At 70.5% G+C, this 20,337-nt stretch carries 16 protein-coding genes; 8 read left to right on the forward strand and 8 right to left on the reverse strand.

What is annotated here, in order from left to right:
* Window positions 1–162: 162 nt before the first annotated feature.
* Window positions 163–1,869, forward strand: a complete 1,707-nt coding sequence (locus OG885_RS21515; protein ID WP_405734044.1) for a PA14 domain-containing protein — start codon at window positions 163–165, stop codon at window positions 1,867–1,869.
* On the forward strand, window positions 1,866–3,803 hold the full coding sequence (locus OG885_RS21520; protein WP_405734046.1) for a PA14 domain-containing protein: 1,938 nt from the start codon (window positions 1,866–1,868) through the stop codon (window positions 3,801–3,803). The genes OG885_RS21515 and OG885_RS21520 overlap by 4 nt, the downstream gene beginning before the upstream one ends.
* A gap of 93 nt (window positions 3,804–3,896) precedes the next feature.
* Here the strand turns inward: OG885_RS21520 and OG885_RS21525 are convergent, their stop codons facing one another.
* From OG885_RS21525 to OG885_RS21545, 5 genes are all read right to left on the reverse strand, one after another.
* Window positions 3,897–4,343: a heat shock protein transcriptional repressor HspR gene (locus tag OG885_RS21525; protein ID WP_079306105.1), complete on the reverse strand. Its 447-nt coding sequence runs from the start codon at window positions 4,341–4,343 to the stop codon at window positions 3,897–3,899.
* A 5-nt stretch (window positions 4,344–4,348) separates the two neighbouring features.
* Window positions 4,349–5,530 carry a molecular chaperone DnaJ gene (dnaJ, locus tag OG885_RS21530; protein ID WP_405734048.1) on the reverse strand — a complete coding sequence of 394 codons (1,182 nt, stop codon included), beginning with the start codon at window positions 5,528–5,530 and terminating at the stop codon, window positions 4,349–4,351.
* 36 nt (window positions 5,531–5,566) lie between these two features.
* Window positions 5,567–6,217 carry a nucleotide exchange factor GrpE gene (grpE, locus tag OG885_RS21535; protein ID WP_399952646.1) on the reverse strand — a complete coding sequence of 217 codons (651 nt, stop codon included), beginning with the start codon at window positions 6,215–6,217 and terminating at the stop codon, window positions 5,567–5,569.
* Window positions 6,214–8,055, reverse strand: coding sequence for a molecular chaperone DnaK (dnaK, locus tag OG885_RS21540; protein WP_405734051.1), 1,842 nt, complete (start codon window positions 8,053–8,055; stop codon window positions 6,214–6,216). Before dnaK ends, grpE begins: the two co-directional genes overlap by 4 nt.
* Before the next feature lie 94 nt (window positions 8,056–8,149).
* Window positions 8,150–9,166: an MraY family glycosyltransferase gene (locus OG885_RS21545; RefSeq protein ID WP_405734053.1), complete on the reverse strand. Its 1,017-nt coding sequence runs from the start codon at window positions 9,164–9,166 to the stop codon at window positions 8,150–8,152.
* Window positions 9,167–9,367: 201 nt separating this feature from the next.
* On the opposite strand from OG885_RS21545, the gene OG885_RS21550 reads away from it, so the two are divergent.
* Complete coding sequence (locus OG885_RS21550) at window positions 9,368–11,650, forward strand: (Fe-S)-binding protein (protein ID WP_405734055.1); 2,283 nt, start codon at window positions 9,368–9,370, stop codon at window positions 11,648–11,650.
* Here OG885_RS21550 and OG885_RS21555 read toward each other — a convergent pair.
* Genes OG885_RS21555 through OG885_RS21565 form a run of 3 tightly spaced genes read right to left on the reverse strand, consistent with a single transcriptional unit; the run spans window position 11,643 to window position 14,040 of the window.
* Entirely contained in the window at window positions 11,643–12,458 is an 816-nt protein-coding gene (locus OG885_RS21555) for a DUF817 domain-containing protein (RefSeq protein ID WP_405734057.1), read from the reverse strand. The two genes, OG885_RS21550 and OG885_RS21555, sit on opposite strands and share 8 nt — an antisense overlap.
* A 50-nt stretch (window positions 12,459–12,508) precedes the next feature.
* Window positions 12,509–13,024 carry a GNAT family N-acetyltransferase gene (locus OG885_RS21560; protein WP_405734059.1) on the reverse strand — a complete coding sequence of 172 codons (516 nt, stop codon included), beginning with the start codon at window positions 13,022–13,024 and terminating at the stop codon, window positions 12,509–12,511.
* Window positions 13,025–13,029: 5 nt separating this feature from the next.
* A complete protein-coding gene (locus OG885_RS21565) occupies window positions 13,030–14,040 on the reverse strand; it encodes an aminoglycoside phosphotransferase family protein (RefSeq protein WP_405734061.1) in 1,011 nt (336 codons plus the stop codon).
* A gap of 94 nt (window positions 14,041–14,134) precedes the next feature.
* Between OG885_RS21565 and OG885_RS21570 the strand changes: the two genes are divergently transcribed.
* The 5 genes from OG885_RS21570 to OG885_RS21590 all read left to right on the forward strand — a co-directional run bounded on the left by OG885_RS21570 (window position 14,135) and on the right by OG885_RS21590 (window position 20,336).
* On the forward strand, window positions 14,135–14,335 hold the full coding sequence (locus OG885_RS21570) for a hypothetical protein (RefSeq protein WP_405734063.1): 201 nt from the start codon (window positions 14,135–14,137) through the stop codon (window positions 14,333–14,335).
* A 127-nt stretch (window positions 14,336–14,462) separates the two neighbouring features.
* Window positions 14,463–15,758, forward strand: a complete 1,296-nt coding sequence (locus OG885_RS21575) for an FG-GAP repeat domain-containing protein (RefSeq protein WP_405734065.1) — start codon at window positions 14,463–14,465, stop codon at window positions 15,756–15,758.
* Between the two features lie 203 nt (window positions 15,759–15,961).
* A complete protein-coding gene (locus OG885_RS21580; RefSeq protein ID WP_405734067.1) occupies window positions 15,962–17,416 on the forward strand; it encodes an FG-GAP and VCBS repeat-containing protein in 1,455 nt (484 codons plus the stop codon).
* A 73-nt stretch (window positions 17,417–17,489) separates the two neighbouring features.
* Complete coding sequence (locus OG885_RS21585) at window positions 17,490–18,854, forward strand: FG-GAP and VCBS repeat-containing protein (protein WP_405734072.1); 1,365 nt, start codon at window positions 17,490–17,492, stop codon at window positions 18,852–18,854.
* Window positions 18,855–18,884: 30 nt separating this feature from the next.
* The gene (locus OG885_RS21590; RefSeq protein ID WP_405734074.1) at window positions 18,885–20,336 is read left to right on the forward strand and encodes an FG-GAP-like repeat-containing protein; all 1,452 of its coding nucleotides are present in this window, start codon (window positions 18,885–18,887) and stop codon (window positions 20,334–20,336) included.
* The last annotated feature ends 1 nt before the right edge of the window (window position 20,337 follow it).

A 20,337-nucleotide genomic window follows, 5' to 3' on the forward strand; every position in this document is an offset into this window, starting at 1 on the left:
TCTTGTGAAGACATCGCGCAACCGCCCCCAAACACCCTTTACGGACCCTCCATTCAAGCGGAGCCCCGGCGGAGGCAAAGATCCGTACAACCAACTCCATTCCTCGCGAGTCGTGATCACGACGGCTGCAGTCGGCCGTTCCCCATCCGTGCAGAGGATCGAATGAACCCAGCCAGACGTACGACGATCACGTCCGCCGCCGTGCTCGCCGTCACCGGCGGTCTGCTCACCACAGCCACCGCCCCCGCGTCCGCCGCCACGACCTGCGCGTCCCCGGTCTTCAAACGGCAGTTCTTCGCGAACACGACGTTTTCCGGCACCGCGAAGAAAACGGACTGCGACAGCGCGATCGACCAGAGCTGGACCGGCGCCCCCGTCTCCGGCCTGCCGTCCAACAACTTCGGCGTCCGCTGGTCCGTCACAAGGGACTTCGGCTCCGGCGGGCCCTTCGCCCTCGCCGCCTCCGGGCTCGACGGGATACGGGTCTACGTCGACGGCGTCCGCAAGATCGACCTGTGGAAGAACACCTCCACGACCGTGTCGAAGACCGTGAACGTCACCGTCCCGTCCGGCAAGCACACCCTGCGCGTCGACTACGTCAACTGGACCGGCGGCGCCAAGGTCAAGTTCACGTACACCCCGCGGACATCGGCGACCGTCGACACGGTCAAGCCCCTTGCTCCGACCGGCACTTCGGTGGCGTACGACGCGGCGACCGGCAAGGCGAGGCTGAGCTGGTCCGGCAACAAGGAGATGGACCTCGCGGGCTACCGCGTCTACCGCCGCCTGAAGGGCGCCTCCTTCGGCAGCGCCCCGCTCGCGACGACGACCTCGACGACACACACGGACGCCACCCTGCCGGTGACCGGTGCGGCGTACTACTACGAGGTCCGCGCCTACGACAAGGCGGGCAACGAGTCGACGGGGACGGCGGACCAGCTCGTCACCACCGCCGACCGCACCGCCCCCGCCGCGCCCACCGGACTCGACACCGAGTCCGGGCAGAAGGGCCTGCGGGTCAGCTGGAGCGCGGTCGACGGCGCGGCGTCCTACCGGGTGTACCGGTCGACGTCCGCGGCCGGGACGTACACCCGCGTCGGCAGCACCACCGAGGTCTCCTACCTGGACACCTCAGCCGCGGAGGAGAGCACCTACTACTACCGGGTGACCTCCCTCGACGCCGCCGGCAACGAGTCCGCGCGGTCCGCCGCCGTCAGCGACACCCGCCTGGACCTGAACCCGCCGTCCGCCGTCACCGGGCTGACGGCCACGCCGACCGAGTACGGCTTCGCGCTCAGCTGGGACGCCAACCCGACGCCCGATCTGCATCGTTATGTCGTCTACGCCGGTTCCCTCATCGGCGACGAGGAGGAGCAGGTCTGCTCCGTCCACGAGGTGGAGTGGCTGTCGGCCGACACCACGTCGTACGACTACGCGACCCTTCCGGACGGCGAGGAGCGCTGCATGTTCATCGACTCCGTCGACGACAACTGGAACTCCCACTTCGACTGGACCCGTTCGCCGAACATCGTGACGGCGACCGAGCGTGACACGACGCCGACCACGGCTACACCGGAAGGCTCGCCGCTCCACCTCGACGCCTCCCCGGCGGAGGGCGACGAGGGCAACCTGCTGGAGTGGAGCGGGCTCGGCGAGAGCGCTCCGGAGGCGGCGGGCGGCTACCGCATCTACCGCTGGAACCCGGCCACCTCGGCCTACGAGAAGATCGCCGAAGCCGACCCTGGTGCCTTCCAGTTCTTCGACACCGGCCTCGCGCGCGGCACCACGTCGTACTACTGGGTCACCGCCGTAGCCGCGGACGGCACGGAGTCCCTGCCCGCCGGCGACTGGGCGGTGACCGCCCCGTGAGCCGCACCGCACACTTCGCCGCGACCGCCGCGGTCCTCGCCACGGCGAGCACCCTGCTCACCGTGGCGCCCGCCTCCGCCGCGACCACCTGCAACTCCCCGGTCTTCAAGCGGCAGTTCTTCGCGAACACGACGTTTTCCGGGACCCCGAAGAAAACGGACTGCGACAGCGCGATCGACCAGAGCTGGACCGGTGCCCCCGTCTCCGGCCTGCCGTCGAACAACTTCGGTGTCCGCTGGTCGGTGACGAGGGACTTCGGCTCCGGCGGGCCCTTCGCCCTCGCCGCCTCCGGGCTCGACGGGATACGGGTCTACGTCGACGGCGTCCGCAAGATCGACCTGTGGAAGAACACCTCCACCACGGTCTCCAAGTCCGTCAACCTCACCATCCCCTCCGGCAAACACACCCTCCGCGTCGACTACGTCAACTGGACCGGCAGCGCGAAGGTCAAGTTCGCCTACACGCCCCGCACCTCCGCCACGGTCGACAAGGTCAAACCCCTTGTCCCGACCGGCACTTCGGTCGCGTACGACTCCGCGACCGGCAAGGCCAAGCTGAGCTGGGCGAAGAACAAGGAGATGGACCTCGCCGGGTACAAGGTCTACCGGCGGCTCAAGGGCACGGCCTTCGGCGGCAGCCCGCTCGCGACGACCACCGCCACCTCGTACACCGACATCCCGCCGGCGACCGGAGCGACGTACTACTACGAGGTCCGCGCGTACGACAAGGCGGGCAACGTCTCCACCGGCACCGCCGATCAGCCGGTCGGCACCCCCGACCGCACCGCCCCCGACGCGCCCACCGGGCTGTACGCGAAGGTGGGCCCGGGTGCGGTGACGCTCGCCTGGGACACGAACGGTGTCACGGACACGTACCGCGTGTACCGGGCGACCGCGCCCCAGGGGCCGTTCACGCGGATCGCCGACGGGCTCGACAGCGCCTGGTACCGGGACACCGGGGCCGATCTGACCGGGCGGCTGTACTACCGCGTCACCGCGGTGGACCCGGTCGGCAACGAGTCCGCGCCGTCCGTCGTCGCCGACACCGGCGAGCCGGACACGACCCCGCCCGCCCAGGTCACCGACGTGACGGTGGAGGGCACCACGGCGGGCAACGCGGTGCGCTGGCAGACCTCGTCCGACGACCGTCACGTCAACCACTACGAGGTGTGGGCGGCGCCCGAGGGCGCGTCCGACCCCGACGGACCGGAGACCGTCTTCGGCCTCTCGTTCAACGACCAGCGGGCGGCGGCCGGAGTCCCGCTCACCTACCGCGTCCAGGCCGTCGACGACTACGGCAACCTCGCCCCCGTCTCCGCCCCGGTCACCGCGACCCGCCCGGCCCCCGGCGCCGTGGCGGTCCCGACCGGCGTCGAGGGCACGCCCCTCGACAGCGCCACCGAGCTCACCTGGGTCTCGGTGCCCGACGCCACCGGCTACCGGGTCTACCGGCGCACCGACCGGAACGCCGCCTGGACCCGGCTCGGGGACCGTCCCACCACCGCGCTGCGTTACTCCGACAGCGAGGCACCGGGCGTCTCCGCCTACTACTACGTGGCCGCCCTCGACGCCGAGGGCCGCGAGTCGGCACCGTCCGAGTCCGTCCAGGTATGGCGCGAGACCCCGGCCACGCCGACGGCTCCCGTCGCGCCGACGATCACGCTGTCCGCCCCGTACAAGGAGTGCACGACCAACGACTGCGCGCCCCACGGCGGCACCGGCGTCCCGCTCACGGTGACGCTGAAGCACGATCGGCTGCTGTCCGGGTACACGTACCGCTTCTACGGGCCGTCCAACAGCGGGTACTTGACCACCGACGGTTCGACGATCACCTGGACGCCGTCCGGGCCGGGCCTCTACACCTTCGAGGTGCGCGCGATCGACTACTACGGCCGCAGCGGCCCGTTCACCAGCGTGCGCTTCATGGTCGGGTGAGGAGCACCCTCCAGGCGTCGGACGACCGGCACAGAAGCGGGCCCGGAGAATTTCTCCGGGCCCGCTTTCACACGCCTGTGCGTCCGGTCGTGTCTAGTCCTTGGCCTTCTTCGGCCGCCACACCACCAGCGCGCTGGTCTGCTGCACCTCCTGGTACGGCACCAGGTCGCGTCGGTACGACGCGTGCACCGCGGCCTCCCGCTGGCGCATCGTGGCGGCGGCGCCCTCCAGCGCCGCCTCCATCTCCGCGACACGGGACTGCAGGGCCGCGACCTGGTTCTCCAGCTCGATGATGCGCTTGATGCCGGCCAGGTTGATGCCCTCGTCCTGCGACAACTGCTGCACGGTGCGCAGCAGTTCGATGTCGCGGGCCGAGTAGCGGCGGCCCCGGCCCGCGGTGCGGTCCGGGGAGACCAGGCCGAGGCGGTCGTACTGGCGAAGGGTCTGCGGGTGCAGGCCGGAGAGCTGGGCCGCCACCGAGATGACGTAGACCGGGGTTTCCTCGGTCAGTTCGTACGGGTTGCGTCGACGGCCGTCCATCTCTGTCATGCTCCCTTCGCGGCCTGGAACAGCTCCGCCCGCGGATCCTCGTCCGCGGTCGCCTCGCGATACGCCTCCAGCGCTTCACGAGCCTTCCCCGTCACGTCCTTGGGGACACTCACCTCGACGGTGACCAGAAGGTCGCCGCGGGTGCCGTCCTTGCGGACCGCGCCCTTGCCGCGGGCGCGCATGGTGCGGCCGTTGGGCGTGCCGGGCGGGAGCTTGAGGGTGACGGGCGGGCCGCCCAGGGTGGGGACCCGGACCTCGCCGCCGAGGGCCGCCTCCGCGAACGTCACCGGGACGGTGACCGTGAGGTTGTCCTCCTTGCGGCCGAAGACCGGGTGCGCGTCCACGTGGACGGTGACGTACAGGTCGCCCGCGGGGCCGCCCCGTTCACCCGGCGCTCCCTTGCCGCGCAGGCGGATGCGCTGGTTGTCCGTCACCCCGGCGGGGATGCGGACCTGCATGGTGCGCGAGGACTTGGCGCGACCGCTGCCCTTGCAGTCCATGCAGGGGTGCTCGGCGATCAGACCGCGGCCCTTGCAGTCGGGGCAGGGGTCGGTGAGCGAGAAGCCGCCGCCCGAACCCCGCGCCACCTGGCCGGTGCCGACGCAGGTCGGGCACACACGCGGTGTGCCGTTCTTGTCGCCGGTGCCCGAACAGGCCTTGCAGGGGGACTGCGAGGACATCCGCAGCGGGACCGTGGCCCCCTCGATGGCTTCGGTGAAGCTCAGCGTGACCTCGGTGTCGATGTCCTGCCCGCGCCGCGGCTGCACCCGGGTGCCCCCGGTGCCGCCGCGGTTGAACAGGCCGCCGAACACGTCGCCGATCCCGCCGCCGAAGCCGCCTGAACCCTGGCCGCCGCCCTGGGCGCCGCCTCCGAAGAGGTCGCCCAGGTCGAAGTTGAAGGAGCCGCCGCCCGCGCCCGGCCCCGGCCTGAAGCCGCCGTTGCCGAAGAGGGCGCGAGCCTCGTCGTACTCCTTGCGCTTCTTGGGGTCACCGAGGATGTCGTTCGCCTCGGAGATCTCCTTGAAGCGCTCCTCCGCCTTGACGTTGCCCTTGTTGGCGTCCGGGTGGAACTCGCGGGCGAGTTTCCGGTACGCCTTCTTGATCTCGGCCTCGGTGGCGTCCTTGGGGACGCCGAGGACCTTGTAGTAGTCCTTCTCGATGAAGTCCTTGGTGCTCATCCCCGACGCCCCTCCTCTCGATCAGTCCAGGTGACTTCAGCCCTCTTCAGAGCTGTTGTCCTTCTCCTCGGTCTCGGCGTCTTCGGCCTTGACCGTCTGCGCGCCCGGCTGCGGTTCGGCGACGGCCACCCGCGCGGGGCGGATGGTGCGCTCGCCGATGCGATACCCCGGCTGGAGGATCGCCACGCAGGTCGTCTCGGTGACGTCCGGCGCGTAACTGTGCATCAGGGCCTCGTGGATCGTCGGGTCGAAGGGCTCGCCCTCCTTGCCGAACTGCTGCAGACCCATCTTCGCCGCGACGGTCTCCAGCGACTCACCGACGGACTTGAAGCCGCCGACGAACTCGCCGTGGTCCCGGGCGCGGCCGATGTCGTCGAGCACGGGCAGGAGTTCGGTCAGGAGGTTCGCGACGGCGATCTCCTTGACCGTGATCCGGTCCCGCTCCACGCGGCGGCGGTAGTTCTGGAACTCGGCCTGGAGCCGCTGGAGGTCCGTGGTGCGCTCTTCGAGCGCCTTGCGGGACTGGTCCAGCTGGGCGGTCAGACCGGCGATCTGTGCGGTTGCGTCCCCGGCCGGGGCCGCCCCCTCGCCGTTCGACGAGGGTGCGGCCTTCGACTCGGCGTCGTCAGGGGTGGCGCCGGAGGGGACGTCGGGCTTCTCCTCGAAGCCCGGGGTCTCCTCCGTCACGCGGCACCGTCCTTACGGTCCTCGTCGACGATCTCGGCGTCGACGACGTCGTCGTCGGCCTTCGGGGCCTCGGCACCGGCCTCGCCGCCCGCGGCCTGCGCGGCGCCCGCGTCCGCGTACATGGCCTGGCCGACCTTCTGCGAGACCGCGGCGACCTTCTCGGTGGCGGTGCGGATCTCGGCGGTGTCCTCGCCCTTGAGCGCGGCCTTCAGCTCCTCGACGGCGGCCTCGACCTCGGTCTTGACCTCGCCGGGGACCTTGTCCTCGTTGTCCTTGAGGAACTTCTCCGTCTGGTAGACGAGCTGCTCGCCCTGGTTGCGGGTCTCGGCGGCCTCGCGGCGGGCGTGGTCCTCCTCCGCGTACTTCTCGGCCTCCTGGCGCATCCGGTCGACCTCGTCCTTCGGCAGCGAGGAGCCGCCGGTGACGGTCATCTTCTGCTCCTTGCCCGTGCCGAGGTCCTTCGCGGTCACGTGCATGATGCCGTTGGCGTCGATGTCGAAGGCGACCTCGATCTGCGGGACACCGCGCGGGGCCGGCGGCAGACCGGTCAGCTCGAACATCCCGAGCTTCTTGTTGTACGCCGCGATCTCGCGCTCGCCCTGGTAGACCTGGATCTGCACCGACGGCTGGTTGTCCTCGGCCGTCGTGAAGATCTCCGAACGCTTCGTCGGGATCGTCGTGTTGCGCTCGATCAGCTTGGTCATGATGCCGCCCTTGGTCTCGATGCCGAGGGACAGCGGGGTCACGTCAAGGAGCAGGACGTCCTTGACCTCACCCTTGAGGACACCGGCCTGGAGGGCGGCGCCGATGGCGACGACCTCGTCCGGGTTGACGCCCTTGTTGGCCTCGTTGCCACCGGTCAGCTCCTTGACGAGCTCGGCGACGGCGGGCATACGGGTGGAGCCACCGACCAGGACGACGTGGTCGATCTCGTTGATCGAGATGCCGGCGTCCTTGATGACGTTGTGGAACGGCGTCTTGCAGCGCTCCAGGAGGTCCGCGGTCAGCTGCTGGAACTGGGCGCGGGTGAGCTTCTCGTCGAGGTGCAGGGGGCCCTCGGCGGAGGCGGTGATGTAGGGCAGGTTGATCGAGGTCTCGGTGGACGAGGACAGCTCGATCTTCGCCTTCTCGGCGGCCTCGCGCAGACGCTGGAGCGCCATCTTGTCCTTGGCGAGGTCCACGCCGTGACCGGACTTGAACTGCTGCACCAGGTAGTCGACGACGCGCTGGTCCCAGTCGTCACCACCGAGGTGGTTGTCACCGTTGGTGGCCTTCACCTCGACGACGCCGTCGCCGATCTCCAGGAGGGACACGTCGAAGGTGCCGCCACCGAGGTCGAAGACGAGGATCGTCTGGTCGTCCTTGTCGAGGCCGTACGCGAGCGCGGCCGCGGTGGGCTCGTTGACGATACGGAGGACGTTGAGACCGGCGATCTCACCGGCTTCCTTCGTCGCCTGGCGCTCGGAGTCGTTGAAGTACGCCGGGACGGTGATGACCGCGTCGGTCACCTTCTCGCCCAGGTACGCCTCGGCGTCCCGCTTCAGCTTCTGGAGGATGAACGCCGAGATCTGCTGCGGGTTGAAGGGCTTCCCGTCCAGCTCGATCTTCCAGTCGGTGCCCATGTGGCGCTTCACGGAACGGATGGTCCGGTCCACGTTGGTGACCGCCTGGCGCTTGGCGACCTCGCCGACCAGCACCTCGCCGTTCTTCGCGAAGGCGACGACGGACGGCGTGGTCCTGGCACCCTCGGCGTTGGTGATGACGGTGGGCTCGCCGCCTTCGAGAACGCTGACGACGGAGTTAGTCGTGCCCAGGTCGATGCCGACCGCACGTGCCATGGTTGATTCCTCCAGCTGACTTGAGTGGAACGGACTCAAGTGTGCATGACGCACGCGTTTGGTGCAACAGACCTGAGTCTGTGACGCTCAACTCTTATCCGTTCCTTACACGCAAGGGCCCTCTGACCTGCGGCGATGCCTGCGCCGGTACCGGTCGAGAAGCGCCGGAGGACTTCACCCGCAGCAGCGCGAGGACGACGACCAGGGCGCCCGCGGCCACCCACAGCGACCCCGTCGCCCCGACCCACCCGAGGTGCTCCAGCACTCCGACGAGCACCCCCGCGAAGGCCCCGAGGCCGAGCAGCACGACCGTCCCCTGCGGGGTGAGCCCCAGCCTGCGCAGCCGGTGCGCGAGATGGTCCGGGCCGCGCCGGCCGGCCAGCCGGCGGGCGACGACGACCAGAAGGACGTCGGCGACGGCCACCGCGTTGAGCGCGAACAGCACGCCCGCGCTGGAGGCCGCCTCGTGCCCGGTGCGCGCCACCACGCCGGCCGCGGCGAGCACGAACCCGGCGAACAGCGCCCCGCCCGAGCCGAGCCCCACGCGCGCGGGAGGCCAGTTGTGCATCAGGAACCCGGTCAGCGCGGCGGCCAGCACGCTCAGCAGCACCGCGAGGCCGTCCATCACCTCGGCCGCCGCACAGGCCCCCACCCCGAAGGCGGCGACGACCCCGACGGTCCCGGCCAGTCCGTCGGCGTGGTCGAGTGCCCGGAACCCCAGCGCCACACACGCGATCCAGCCCACGGCGAGCATCCCGCCGACGACGCCGGTCTCCTCGTAGGGCACCACACAGGCCGCCGCCACGGCCGTACCCACGAAGAGCACGCGCGGGCGGACCCGCCACAGATCGGCGACGAGGCCGAGGGCGGCGACGGCGGCGGCCGCGACGAGCAGTTCGCCGCCGCCCGGGGGCGCGATGCCGGTCCGCTCCCCGGTGACGACGACCGCGCAGGTCGTGAGCACCACCGCGACACCCCCGGACAGCGGCACCTTGCGCTGCTGCCGGCGCCGGTCGGTCAGACCCAGGCGCAGGGCGGGGGCGCGCAGCAGCGCGGTGAGTACCGCGGTCAGCAGCAGGGCGGTGGTGGCGGCAGCGATCCCATAGAGCACGAGTCTTAAAGTAGTCACGAATGTACCAATTTGGTACGAATAACACGTTCAGACTTTCCACCGGCTCTTAAGGCAACCCTCAGCGACACAGATCACCGCAGTGCTGGCTACAGTGCGAACGAGGATGCGGGTACCCTCAAGAGAACTGCATAAGTTACCGCTTAGTAATCTCGCCCCGCCCAGGCCCGAGGAGCCCCCGACATGCAACTCGCAGCGATCATCGTGTCGCTGGTCCTGACCGTGGTCGGCGCCGCACTCTTCGCACGCGTCATCGCGCAGTTCGTCCGCTTCTTCATGCTCGGACAGCCACTGCCGGCCGGTGCCCGGACCGACAACCCGTACCAGCGCAGCGTGACCCTGGTGAAGGAGTTCCTGGGCCACACCCGGATGAACCGCTGGGGCGTCGTGGGCGTCGCCCACTGGTTCGTGGCGATCGGCTTCCTGACCCTGATCCCGGTGCTCGGCCAGGCCCTCGGCCAGCTCTTCCAGGCCGACTTCCAGCTGCCGGTCATCGGCGGCTGGCTGCCCTGGGAGATGTACGTCGAGTTCATCACCGTGATGACGGGCCTCGGCATCGCCACGCTCATCGTCATCCGGCTGCTGAACCTGCCCTCGCGCCCGGGCCGCAAGTCCCGTTTCGCGGGCTCCAAGGCCTGGCAGGCGTACTTCGTCGAGTACGTCATCCTGACCATCGGCGCCGTGATCTACGTGCTGCGCGGCCTGGAGGGCTCGCTGCACCACGTCGACCACTACGAGGCCGCGTACTTCGCCTCGTACCCCCTGGTCGCCGCCCTGCGCGACCTCGACGTCTCCACGCTGCAGAACCTGACCTACCTGTTCGCGGGCATCAAGGTCAGCGTCTCCTTCATCTGGATGATCGTCGTCTCGGTCAACGCCAACATGAGCGTCGCCTGGCACCGCTTCCTCGCCTTCCCGAACATCTGGTTCAAGCGCGAGGGCGACGGCGGTACCGCGCTCGGCGCGCTCCAGCCGATGACGTCGGGCGGCAAGCCGATCGACTTCACCGACCCCGGTGACGACGACGTCTTCGGCGTCTCCCAGGTCGAGCAGTTCTCCTGGAAGGGCCTGCTGGACTTCTCCACCTGCACCGAGTGCGGCCGCTGCCAGTCGCAGTGCCCCGCCTGGAACACCGGCAAGCCGCTCTCCCCCAAGCTCCTCGTCATGGCGCTGCGCGACCACTCGCACGCCAAGGCGCCCTACCTGCTCGCGGGTGGCGGCAAGACCATGGAGGGCGAGGAGAAGGCGTCGGAGGAGCAGCTGGCCGGTGTGCCGGCGGCGGCTCTGGCGGAGGCCGAGCGCCCGCTGATCGGCACCCTCGAAGAGAACGGCGTCATCGACCCGGACGTCCTGTGGTCCTGCACCACCTGCGGCGCCTGCGTCGAGCAGTGCCCGGTCGACATCGAGCACGTCGACCACATCGTCGACATGCGCCGCTACCAGGTGATGATCGAGTCCGCGTTCCCGTCCGAGGCGGGCACGATGCTCAAGAACCTGGAGAAGAAGGGCAACCCCTGGGGCCTGGCCAAGAAGCAGCGCCTGGAGTGGACGAAGGAAGTCGACTTCGAGGTGCCGGTCGTCGGCAAGGACATCGAGGACCTCTCCGAGGTCGAGTACCTGTACTGGGTCGGCTGCGCCGGCGCCCTGGAGGACCGCGCCAAGAAGACCACCAAGGCCTTCGCGGAACTCCTGCACATGGCGGGCGTCAAGTTCGCCATCATGGGCGGCGACGAGAAGTGCACCGGCGACTCCGCCCGCCGTCTCGGCAACGAGCCCCTGTTCCAGGAGCTCGGCATGGAGAACGTGGCCGCGCTGAACATGGCGTTCGGTGAGTCCCTCAACGAGGAGGGAGAGGTGGACGAGAGCACCAAGAAGCCGAAGTCCTCGAAGAAGATCGTCGCCACCTGCCCGCACTGCCTCAACACCATCGGCAACGAGTACCCGCAGCTCGGCGGCGACTACGAGGTCATCCACCACACCCAGCTGCTCCAGCACCTGGTGGACGAGGGCAAGCTGGTCCCGGTCACCCCGGTCGAGGGCATCATCACCTACCACGACCCCTGCTACCTGGGCCGGCACAACAAGATCTACACGCCGCCGCGCGAGATCATCGCGAACGTCCCGGGCCTCAGGAACGAGGAGATGCACCGCCACAAGGAGCGCGGCTTCTGCTGTGGCGCCGGTGGCGCGCGGATGTGGATGGAGGAGCGGATCGGCAAGCGCATCAACAACGAGCGCGTCGACGAGGCTCTGTCGTTGAACCCCGACATCGTCTCCACCGCCTGCCCGTTCTGCCTGGTCATGCTCACCGACTCGGTGAACGGCAAGAAGAACGAGGGCAAGGCCAAGGAGTCCATCACCGTCGTCGACGTGGCCCAGCTGCTGCTGGAGTCGGTCAAGACCCCGGTGGACCCCGAGGACGCCGCGGAGACCGAGAGCGAGCCGGAGCCCGAGCCGGTCAAGTAGCAGTAGTCGTATTCGATACGGCCGTACGACGCCCCCTGTCCGAGGTTTCGGCAGGGGGCGTCGCCGTCTGCGCACGCGTCCCGCAGATGACGAAGGTGACGCTGATCAGCAGCGCCCAGGACACCCACTTGCCGATCGCGACCGGCTGCCAGCCGTCCAGCTGGTCGGGGTAGGTCCAGGCGCCGAGATACGTCGCCATGTTCTCGGCCACCCAGAGGAAGAAGCCGATCAGCGTGAAGGACAGCGCGAGCGGCATCCGGTGGCGGTGGGCGCCGATCGTGTAGTGCACCCAGGTGCCGGCGGTCACCGCGAGCAGCAACGCGGCGAGGGGCCAGCGCAGGTCGGGGATCCAGTGGTGGCTCAGGAAGTTGGCGTAGAGCAGGACGGCGAGCGCGGCGGTGGCGCGGGGCCGGTAGCCGGTCAGGGACAGCCGCATCAGCCGCCAGGAACGGCAGACGTAGCTGCCGACCGCCGCGTACATGAAACCGCCGTACAACGGCACTCCGGCGAGCTTGGCCAGGCCCGGCTCGGGATAGCTCCACGAGCCGACGTGCACCTTCACCACCTCGAAGGCGAGCCCCAGCACATGGCAGAACGCGACCACGGCCACCTCCCGCCGTGTCTCCCACCCCAGCAGGAAGCCCACGCCGGTCAGCAGGACGCCGTACGCCAGCAGCAGGTCGTAGCGGGCCACCGGCAGCGGCGGGAGCAGTGTGGAGGCCGCCATACCACCGAGCAGGGCGACGGCGAAGGCACAGCAGCGGGCCTGGAGCCAGGTGAAGCGGGCGAGTTGGCGGAGGAGACGCATGGTGCTGTAGATCGCCGGCGGGGCGCGGACGGTTGCAGCGGTGCCGCGTTCTACATGGGCAGCGAGTGCAGACGTGCGGGGCCCGGCGGCCATACGGCGCCGTCGGCGAGCGGTGTCCACATCGTGCGCAGCGGATGGTCCACGACGACTCCGCCCGGCTGCTCCACCCGCATCCCGTCCGCCGACTCCCGCCAGCCGAGGCGCCGGTAGAGCGGCACCCGGTCCGGCCGACAGAACAGGAGCCCGAACTCCACGCCGGTGCCCCGGGCGTGGGCCACGGCGGCGTCCACGACCAGCCGCGCCAGCCCGTGTCCCCGCAGGTCCGGCGCGACGACGACGCCACCGAGACCCGCCACCGGGAACCGGCGCTGGCCGACCGACACCGTGGCGTCCACCAGCCCGGCGTGCGCCACGAGCCGCCCCTGATGCCGGACGCCGAAGTGGACGTCCTTGTCCCGGGACCGCACGCCGAACGCGGCGACCTCGAAGGGGTCGTCGAGGCCGCCGGTGATCTCGTCGAGGTCGGCCTTGCTGTACTGAGGGAGCCGGATGACCGCGTATGCCATGAAGATCATCGTCGCGCATCGGGCGTGGGGGTGGAGCACAGCCCCCTCAGCCACTCCGCGCACGCCGCCTCCCCCGCCGGAAGGCTCGCGCCCGGGAAGAGGCGGGTCCAGGCACGGGTCGGGGCGAGGGCGCCCAGGCGGGTCGCGAGGGTCAGGGCGCGGCGCAGTTCCGGCAGCGTACGGCCGTCTTCCGTCCAGGGTTCCAGGTAGGCGTCGCGCAGCCCGGGGAGGGCCTCGGGGCCGTACCGTTCGCGGACTCGGCGGGCCGGGACGGTGAAGCTGCAGAAGGGGTGGGAGATATGGGCGTCGCCCCAGTCGAAGAAGGTGAAGCGGCCGGGGGCGGGGCGGAAGAGCTGGCCGTCGTGCAGGTCGCAGTGGTCGAGGGAGTCGGGGACGCCGGTGGCGGCGAGTTCCGCGCACCAGTCGAGGAGGCGGGGGCGCAGGGCGTGCAGACGGGCCCGGTCCGCCGGGTCCAGCGCGGTGTTCCGCGCCAGGGCGGTGTCGAAGATGCCGGGGAGAGCGGCGGCGCGCGCGTCCGGTACGCCGAGCCGGTCCATCTCGGCGACGTACGGGATCAGCGCCCGCTGCATCCGCGCGTACTGCCGCAGCGCCCCCTCCCACGCCCGGACGTCGGCGTCGCCGCGCTCCAGCACATCCCGGAAGAGATCACCGCCGTGGGGCAGCAGCGCCCAGCCGCGCCCGGCGTCGACGGCGAGCGGCTCCAGTACGTGCTCGGGCACCCAGCCGGCCAGCGCGGCGGTGAGCGCGCCCTCGAAGGCGCTGCCGGGCGGATTGGCCTTGAACCAGACGTCGGCGCCGTCCCGCACCGCGATGCGCACGAGGACCGACCACGGCCGCAGCCGCACACCCCACCGCCCCGCCGGCCGCAGCCCGCGCGCCGCGAGCCGCGCCTGCGCCCAGCCGAGCGCTGTTTCCCGCCACTCCTCCTGTTCCCAGGGGGTCACGGTGTCCTGGTAGCTCCCACGGTCCACGACCGTCGACGTCTCGTGCCGCACCGGCCCATCCGAACATCCCCGGCGCCCCTTCCACCAGCGGTTTCCGTACGAGAAGATCACCGGGACCGTAGGCATGCGTGAGGTGGGGGAAAACATGGGGCTCGTCGTGCTGCTGGGCATCCTGGCGTTGGTGATCTTCGGGTGCGTGTGTGTGGTGTGGGCCGCGCGCGGCGGGCCGCGATGGGTGCGGGGCGTGGCCTGGGTGACGACCGGGCTGGGTGAGGTCGTGGTGGCCCTGGCGAAGAGCAGCAAGGGGAAGAGCCGCTCCAACTCCAGTAGTGACGATGGCGACTGAGTGACGACGGCGACTGGAGTGACGATGGCGACTGAGTGACGATGGCGACTGAGCCGACCCCTTAACCCCACCGTCGAACACGTGCATCATTGCGAGGTCGTTGTCGATGATGCTGACGAGGTGAGCGGTGCGCGTGCGAGGAGCCGGGACGGGGACGGCCGTGCTGTGCGGTGTGCTGCTGCTCGCCTCCTGCGGACCCCACCAGAACGCCGGCAGCGGGGACGGCCCGAGCGGCGCCCCCGTGCGGGCCAACAGCGCGCCCGCACTGCTGCCGGTGCCACGCGGTGACGGCAGCAAGGTCGCGGACGACTTCAACGGCGACGGCCACCGCGACCTCGTCCTGAACGACCTCGTCAAGGCGGAGAGCCACACCGACGACCCCGGCATCGGCATCGTCTACGGCAGTGCGCGCGGACTCCGGGCGGGGGCGCGGCAGTTGGTGAGCGCGAAGAAGCAGGCGGTGGCCACCAAGGGCCAACTCCCCGCCGTCTTCGACGCGGAGGCCAGCTGCGACCTCGACAAGGACGGGTTCACCGACCTCGTCGTCTCCACCGACCCGCCCTTCGACGGGCAGGGGCAGCCCCCGGTCCCGTTGCAGGTGCTGTTCGGCTCGCCCTCCGGGCTGACCGGCAGGGCCGTCAAGCTCGCCGTCCCCGCAAAGGCCCGCGCGGGCAACGACTGGGCGGACCAGCCGGTGTGCGGGGACTTCGACGGGGACGACGCCGAGGATCTCGTCCTGCACGCCTCCGGCGGCCAACTCACCTACCTGCGAGGCCCGTTCAGCAGAAAGGGTGCCCCGCGCAAGGCCGGTGCGCCGATCCAGTCGCCGGGGCAGGTACCGGTCGGCCCCGCCGCCGACGTGAACCTCGACGGATACGACGACCTGGTCGTCCGTACCGCCGAGGGCACCGCCACCTCCGCCGTCGTCCTCGGCGGCCCCACCGGCCCGACCCGCACCGGCGCCACCCTGCCCACCGGAGTCGACGTGGCCCTCGGCCGCTTCGGCAAGGGCAGGGCGTGGGACGCGGCGGTCGGCGCGATGGGCGGCACCGCCCTGCGCTACGACCTGCCCACCGCCGTCCGCGGCACCCTCGCCTCCCCCGGCTCGATGCTCGCCGCCGCCGACTTCGACGGGGACGGACTGAGCGAACTCGTCTCCAGCGGCTCGCGGGTGAAGGTCTTCAGGGGCGCTGCGAAGGGGCTGTCCGCGGCGGCCATGGTCACCGTCGAGCCGAAAGCCGTCGGCACCACCCGGGTCGTCGGCATCGGCGACTTCGACGGCGACGGGCGGGCGGACCTCGCGCTGCGCACCTACCGGGGCGAGACGAAGGACAGCGTCACCGTGTACTCCGGGGCGAAGAAGGGGCTGGTGGCGGCGGAGCCGACGGTCACCTTCTCGACGGCGGCGTTCCTCGCCTCCTGACCGCGAGCACCAGACGCCTCACCTCGCACAAACATTTACCGAACTCACGTACAACCCTTGCCCACCGGCAGAGGTCTCCTGATCGCCGACCGTGCTGTGCACCCGAGATGAGCCGAGAAGAGCTCCCGGAGAACACGTGCGGTCCGCCCCCATCGACTGTGGGCGCCCGCCAGGCGCCCCCCGCATGCCGCAGGAGAACCCGCATGCACCAGCGTCATCTGCGACTCGCCCTCGCGACGGCCACGGCCGTCGCGCTGACAGGCGGTCTGCTGACGTTCTCGGCCGTGACCGCGACGGCCGCCGACTCCACCACCGTCCCGCAGGCCGACTTCAACAACGACGGCATCGGGGACACCGCCTTCTCGGCCGACGGCGCCTACGTCGGCGGCAAGAAGAACGCCGGTCAGCTCGTCGTCCTCTACGGCACCCGCTCCGGGGTGTCGTCCGCGCAGCGCTCCGTCATCAGCCAGAACACCACCGGCACCCCGGGCACGGCGGAGACGGGCGACGGCTTCGGCGTCGACAGTGCCTACGCCGACTTCAACGGCGACGGCTACGACGACCTCGCCGTCGGCTCCCCGGGCGAGGACGTCGGCGACGACACCGACGGCGGCAGCCTGGCCGTCCTGTGGGGCTCGGCGTCCGGCATCACCGGCAAGGGCGTCACCATCCCCGACCCGGCGCCCGGCAAGCACGACCGCTGGGGCAAGACGCTCGCCGCCGGCGACTTCGACGGCGACGGCAAGGCCGACCTGGCCGTCGGCAGCACCGGCGCCGCGGTCTACGTCTTCAAGGACGGCATCTCCGGCGACGGCACCGCGGGCGGCCAGTACACCGTCACACCCCCGATCGCGAGCCACACCGGGGCCGGCGCGCTGCACCTGACCGCGGGTGACGTGACCGGCGACGGCCGCACGGACCTCGTCGTCGACGGCTACGAGACCACGTCCGAGCGAGGCTGGAACCGCAACTACTACTTCCCCGGAGTCTCCGGCGGCCTGTCCGACGGCCGCGTCAAGGAACTCAAGTCGGGCATCGTCAGCGGGATCGGCGACATCAACCACGACGGCTACGGCGACATCGTGACCGGCGCCTCCTGGAACGGCGAACCGAACTCCGCCACCGGCGGCAAGATCTGGATCACCTACGGCACGGCCGACGGCCCCGGCACCGTCAAGGGCATCACCCAGGACACCGGCAGCGTCCCCGGCACCTCCGAGAAGGACGACTACTTCGGCTGGGACCTCGACCTCGGCGACATCAACGGCGACGGCTTCCAGGACCTCGTCATCGGCGCCCCCGGTGAGAACATCGGCGCCATCACCGACGCCGGCATGGTCACCGTCCTCTACGGCACGGCCTCCGGCCTCAACACCGCCTCCGGCGCCCAGTCCTTCGCCCAGTCCACCGCGGGCGTCCCCGGCGAGGACGAGACGAACGACGCGTTCGGCGCCGACGCCAAGCTCGACGACGTCAACGGCGACGGCAAGGCGGACCTGCTCGTGGGGTCGTACGAGAACGACGGCAACGGCGCGGTCCTTTACCTCCCCTCCAACGGCACGAAGCTCACCACGGCCGGCTCCCGCACCGTCTCCCCGAGCGCGGTCGGCGTCTCCACGACGGGCGTCCCGGCGTTCGGCGCCAACTTCGCGGACTGACGTCCACCGACTGACGTCCACCGGGAGAGCCCACCTCCCTCGTACCTCCGCTGACCCTCACAGGGAGCACCCCATGCGCAGAAGCACCGCGTCCGCCCTGACCGCCACCCTCCTCGCCACCGGCCTCACCCCGCTGTTCCTCGCCGCCCCGGCCTCCGCCGCCGTCGCCAAGCACTACGACGACTTCAACGGCGACGGCTACCGCGACCTGGCGTACAGCCACTACTACAGCGGCATCTCCGGCGACGACGGCTGGACCGGCGGCGCCGTCAACATCGTCTACGGCAAGGCGAGCGGCCTCGACACCTCGCACACCCAGGTCGTCCACCAGGACAGCCCCGGCATCCCCGGCACCGGCGAGGAGGACGACTACTTCGGCGGGTCGCTCACCAGCGCCGACCTCAACAAGGACGGCTACGCCGACCTGATCGTCGGCAACGACAGCGAGCACGTGGGCAGCGCGGAGTACCGCGGGACGGTCACCATCGTCTGGGGCTCCCGCACCGGCCTGTCCGGCGGTACCAGCCTCGCCCCGAGGTCGGGCGCGAGCGGCTCCCAGTCCCACTTCGGCAGCGCGCTCGCCGGCGGCGACTTCAACGGCGACGGCTCGCCCGACCTCGCGGTGATCGGCGGCGAGGAGACATGGCTGTACCGGGGCCCGTTCACCAAGTCCGGCACGACGGGCAGCGTCAGCAAGATCGACAAGGTGGACCAGGGCTGGTACTCCAACGGCCTCGCCGCCGGCAGGGTCAACGGTGACGGCAAGACCGACCTGGTCGTCCTCGGCACGCAGTTCATCAACAACAAGCCCACCAGCCGCATCTGGTACCTCAAGGGCGCCTCGTCCGGCCTGACCTCGGGCGCCTCCAAGACGTACGCCAGCGAGCCGTGGGGCGCCGCGATCGGCGACTTCGACAAGAACGGGTACGGCGACATCGCGGTCGGCCTGCCCGACAACAACGACGGCAAGGGCATCGTCAGCGTCTGGCGCGGCACGTCCTCGGGGCCGAGCGGCTCGATGACGTACAACCAGGCCTCCTCCGGCGTCTCCGGCAGCCCCGAGGCGGGCGACAACTTCGGCTACTCCGTCTCGGCCGGCGACACCAACGGCGACGGCTACGCGGACCTCGCGGTCGGTGTGCCCTTCGAGGACGTGGACGGCAAGGAGGACCAGGGCGGCGTCACCGTCTTCCGCGGCGGCTCGGGCGGCCTGACCGGCACCCGCTCCACCTGGATCCCGCAGACGGTCATCGGCCCGGCCGACTCCTACGCCTCCTTCGGTGCCCCGGTCCGGCTGCGCGACCTGAACCGCGACGGCAAGGCCGACCTGACGGTGGGCGCCAACGGCGACGCCCTGTTCATGCCCGGCACCGGCACCACGCCGAGCGCGACGGGCTCCTTCCACCTGCCGGAGTTCGGCGGCGGCTTCCTCGACTGACGCACCTCCCCCTCTTACTGGAGCACCTCTATGCGCCCCCTCAGAACCGCGCTCGCGACGGCCACCGCCGCCGCCCTCACCGGCGGTCTGCTCACCCTCACGGCCGCCACGACCGCGTCCGGGGCCCCCTCCGGCCTCGCCGGCGACTTCAACGGCGACGGCTACCGCGACGTGGCCGTCGCCGCGCCCATCGCCAAGGTGAGCGGCAAGACCGGCGCGGGCTACGTCGCCGTCGTCTACGGCACCAAGAGCGGCCTCGACACCAGCAAGCGCCAGATCATCAGCCAGGCCACGGACGGCATCCCGGGCACCCCGGAGGCATCCGACTACTTCGGCGACCGCCTCACCTCGGGCGACTTCGACGGGGACGGCTACACGGACCTCGTCGTCGGCGTGCACGGCGAGCGGATCGGCTCCACCGACTCCTTCGGCGCGCTGACCGTGCTGTGGGGCGGCGCGACCGGCATCAAGTCCGGCACCGACATCTCCTCCCCGCTGCCGGAGTACCGCAACGAACTGGGCTGGGTCCTCGCGGCCGGCGACTTCGACGGCGACGGCCACACCGACCTCGCGGCCGGCAACAACTCCACGCCGGCCCTGAACATCTTCAAGGGCCCCATCTCCCGCACCGGCAAGGCGAGTTCGCTGGTCGGGATCGACACCGTCGACCAGACCACGATCTACCCCGACGGCCTGATCGCGGGCGAGGTCAACGGCGACGGGAAGACGGACCTGCTGGTCATGGGCCAGGAGGAGACCAGCACCGGCGACTACCGCACCCGCAGCGTCCTCTACACCGGCGACGCCACCACCACCGTCAAGGCCGGCAAGAAGCTCGCGGGCGGCTACGCGGGCGTCATCGCCGACGTCGACAAGGACGGCTACGGCGACCTCGTCACCGGCAACTTCATGGAGAAGTCCACGTCCGAGCCGAACGGCGGCCTGGGCGGCGCGGTGACGGTGACATACGGCGCGGCCACCGGCGTCTCGTCCCGCACCCCGGTGAAGTTCACCCAGGACTCGGCGGGCGTGCCGGGCACGGCCGAGAAGAACGACTTCTTCGGCTGGAGCCTCTCCGCCGGGGACGTGAACGGCGACGGTTACGCCGACATCGCGGTCGGCGCCGAGCAGGAGAGCATCGGCTCGGCGAAGAACGCGGGCACGGTCACCCTCCTGCGCGGCTCGTCCACGGGCCTGACCGGCACCGGTTCGAAGTCCTTCTCCCAGAACACCACGAACGTCCCCGGCACGGCCGAGTCCTACGACCACTTCGGCTCCGCGGTCCAGCTCACGGACATCGACAACAACGGCCGCACCGAACTGGTCGCCTCCGCCTCCGGCGAGAACAGCAGCGACGGCGCGGTCTGGTTCCTCAAGTCCACGACGTCCGGCATCACCGCCACGGGTTCGAAGTCCTTCAGCGGCCCGACCCTGGGCGGCCCGACGGGCGACGCGTACTTCGGCGACGTCCTGGAGGGCTGAC

The organism is Streptomyces sp. NBC_00028 (assembly GCF_045041065.1).
Classification (GTDB): domain Bacteria; phylum Actinomycetota; class Actinomycetes; order Streptomycetales; family Streptomycetaceae; genus Streptomyces.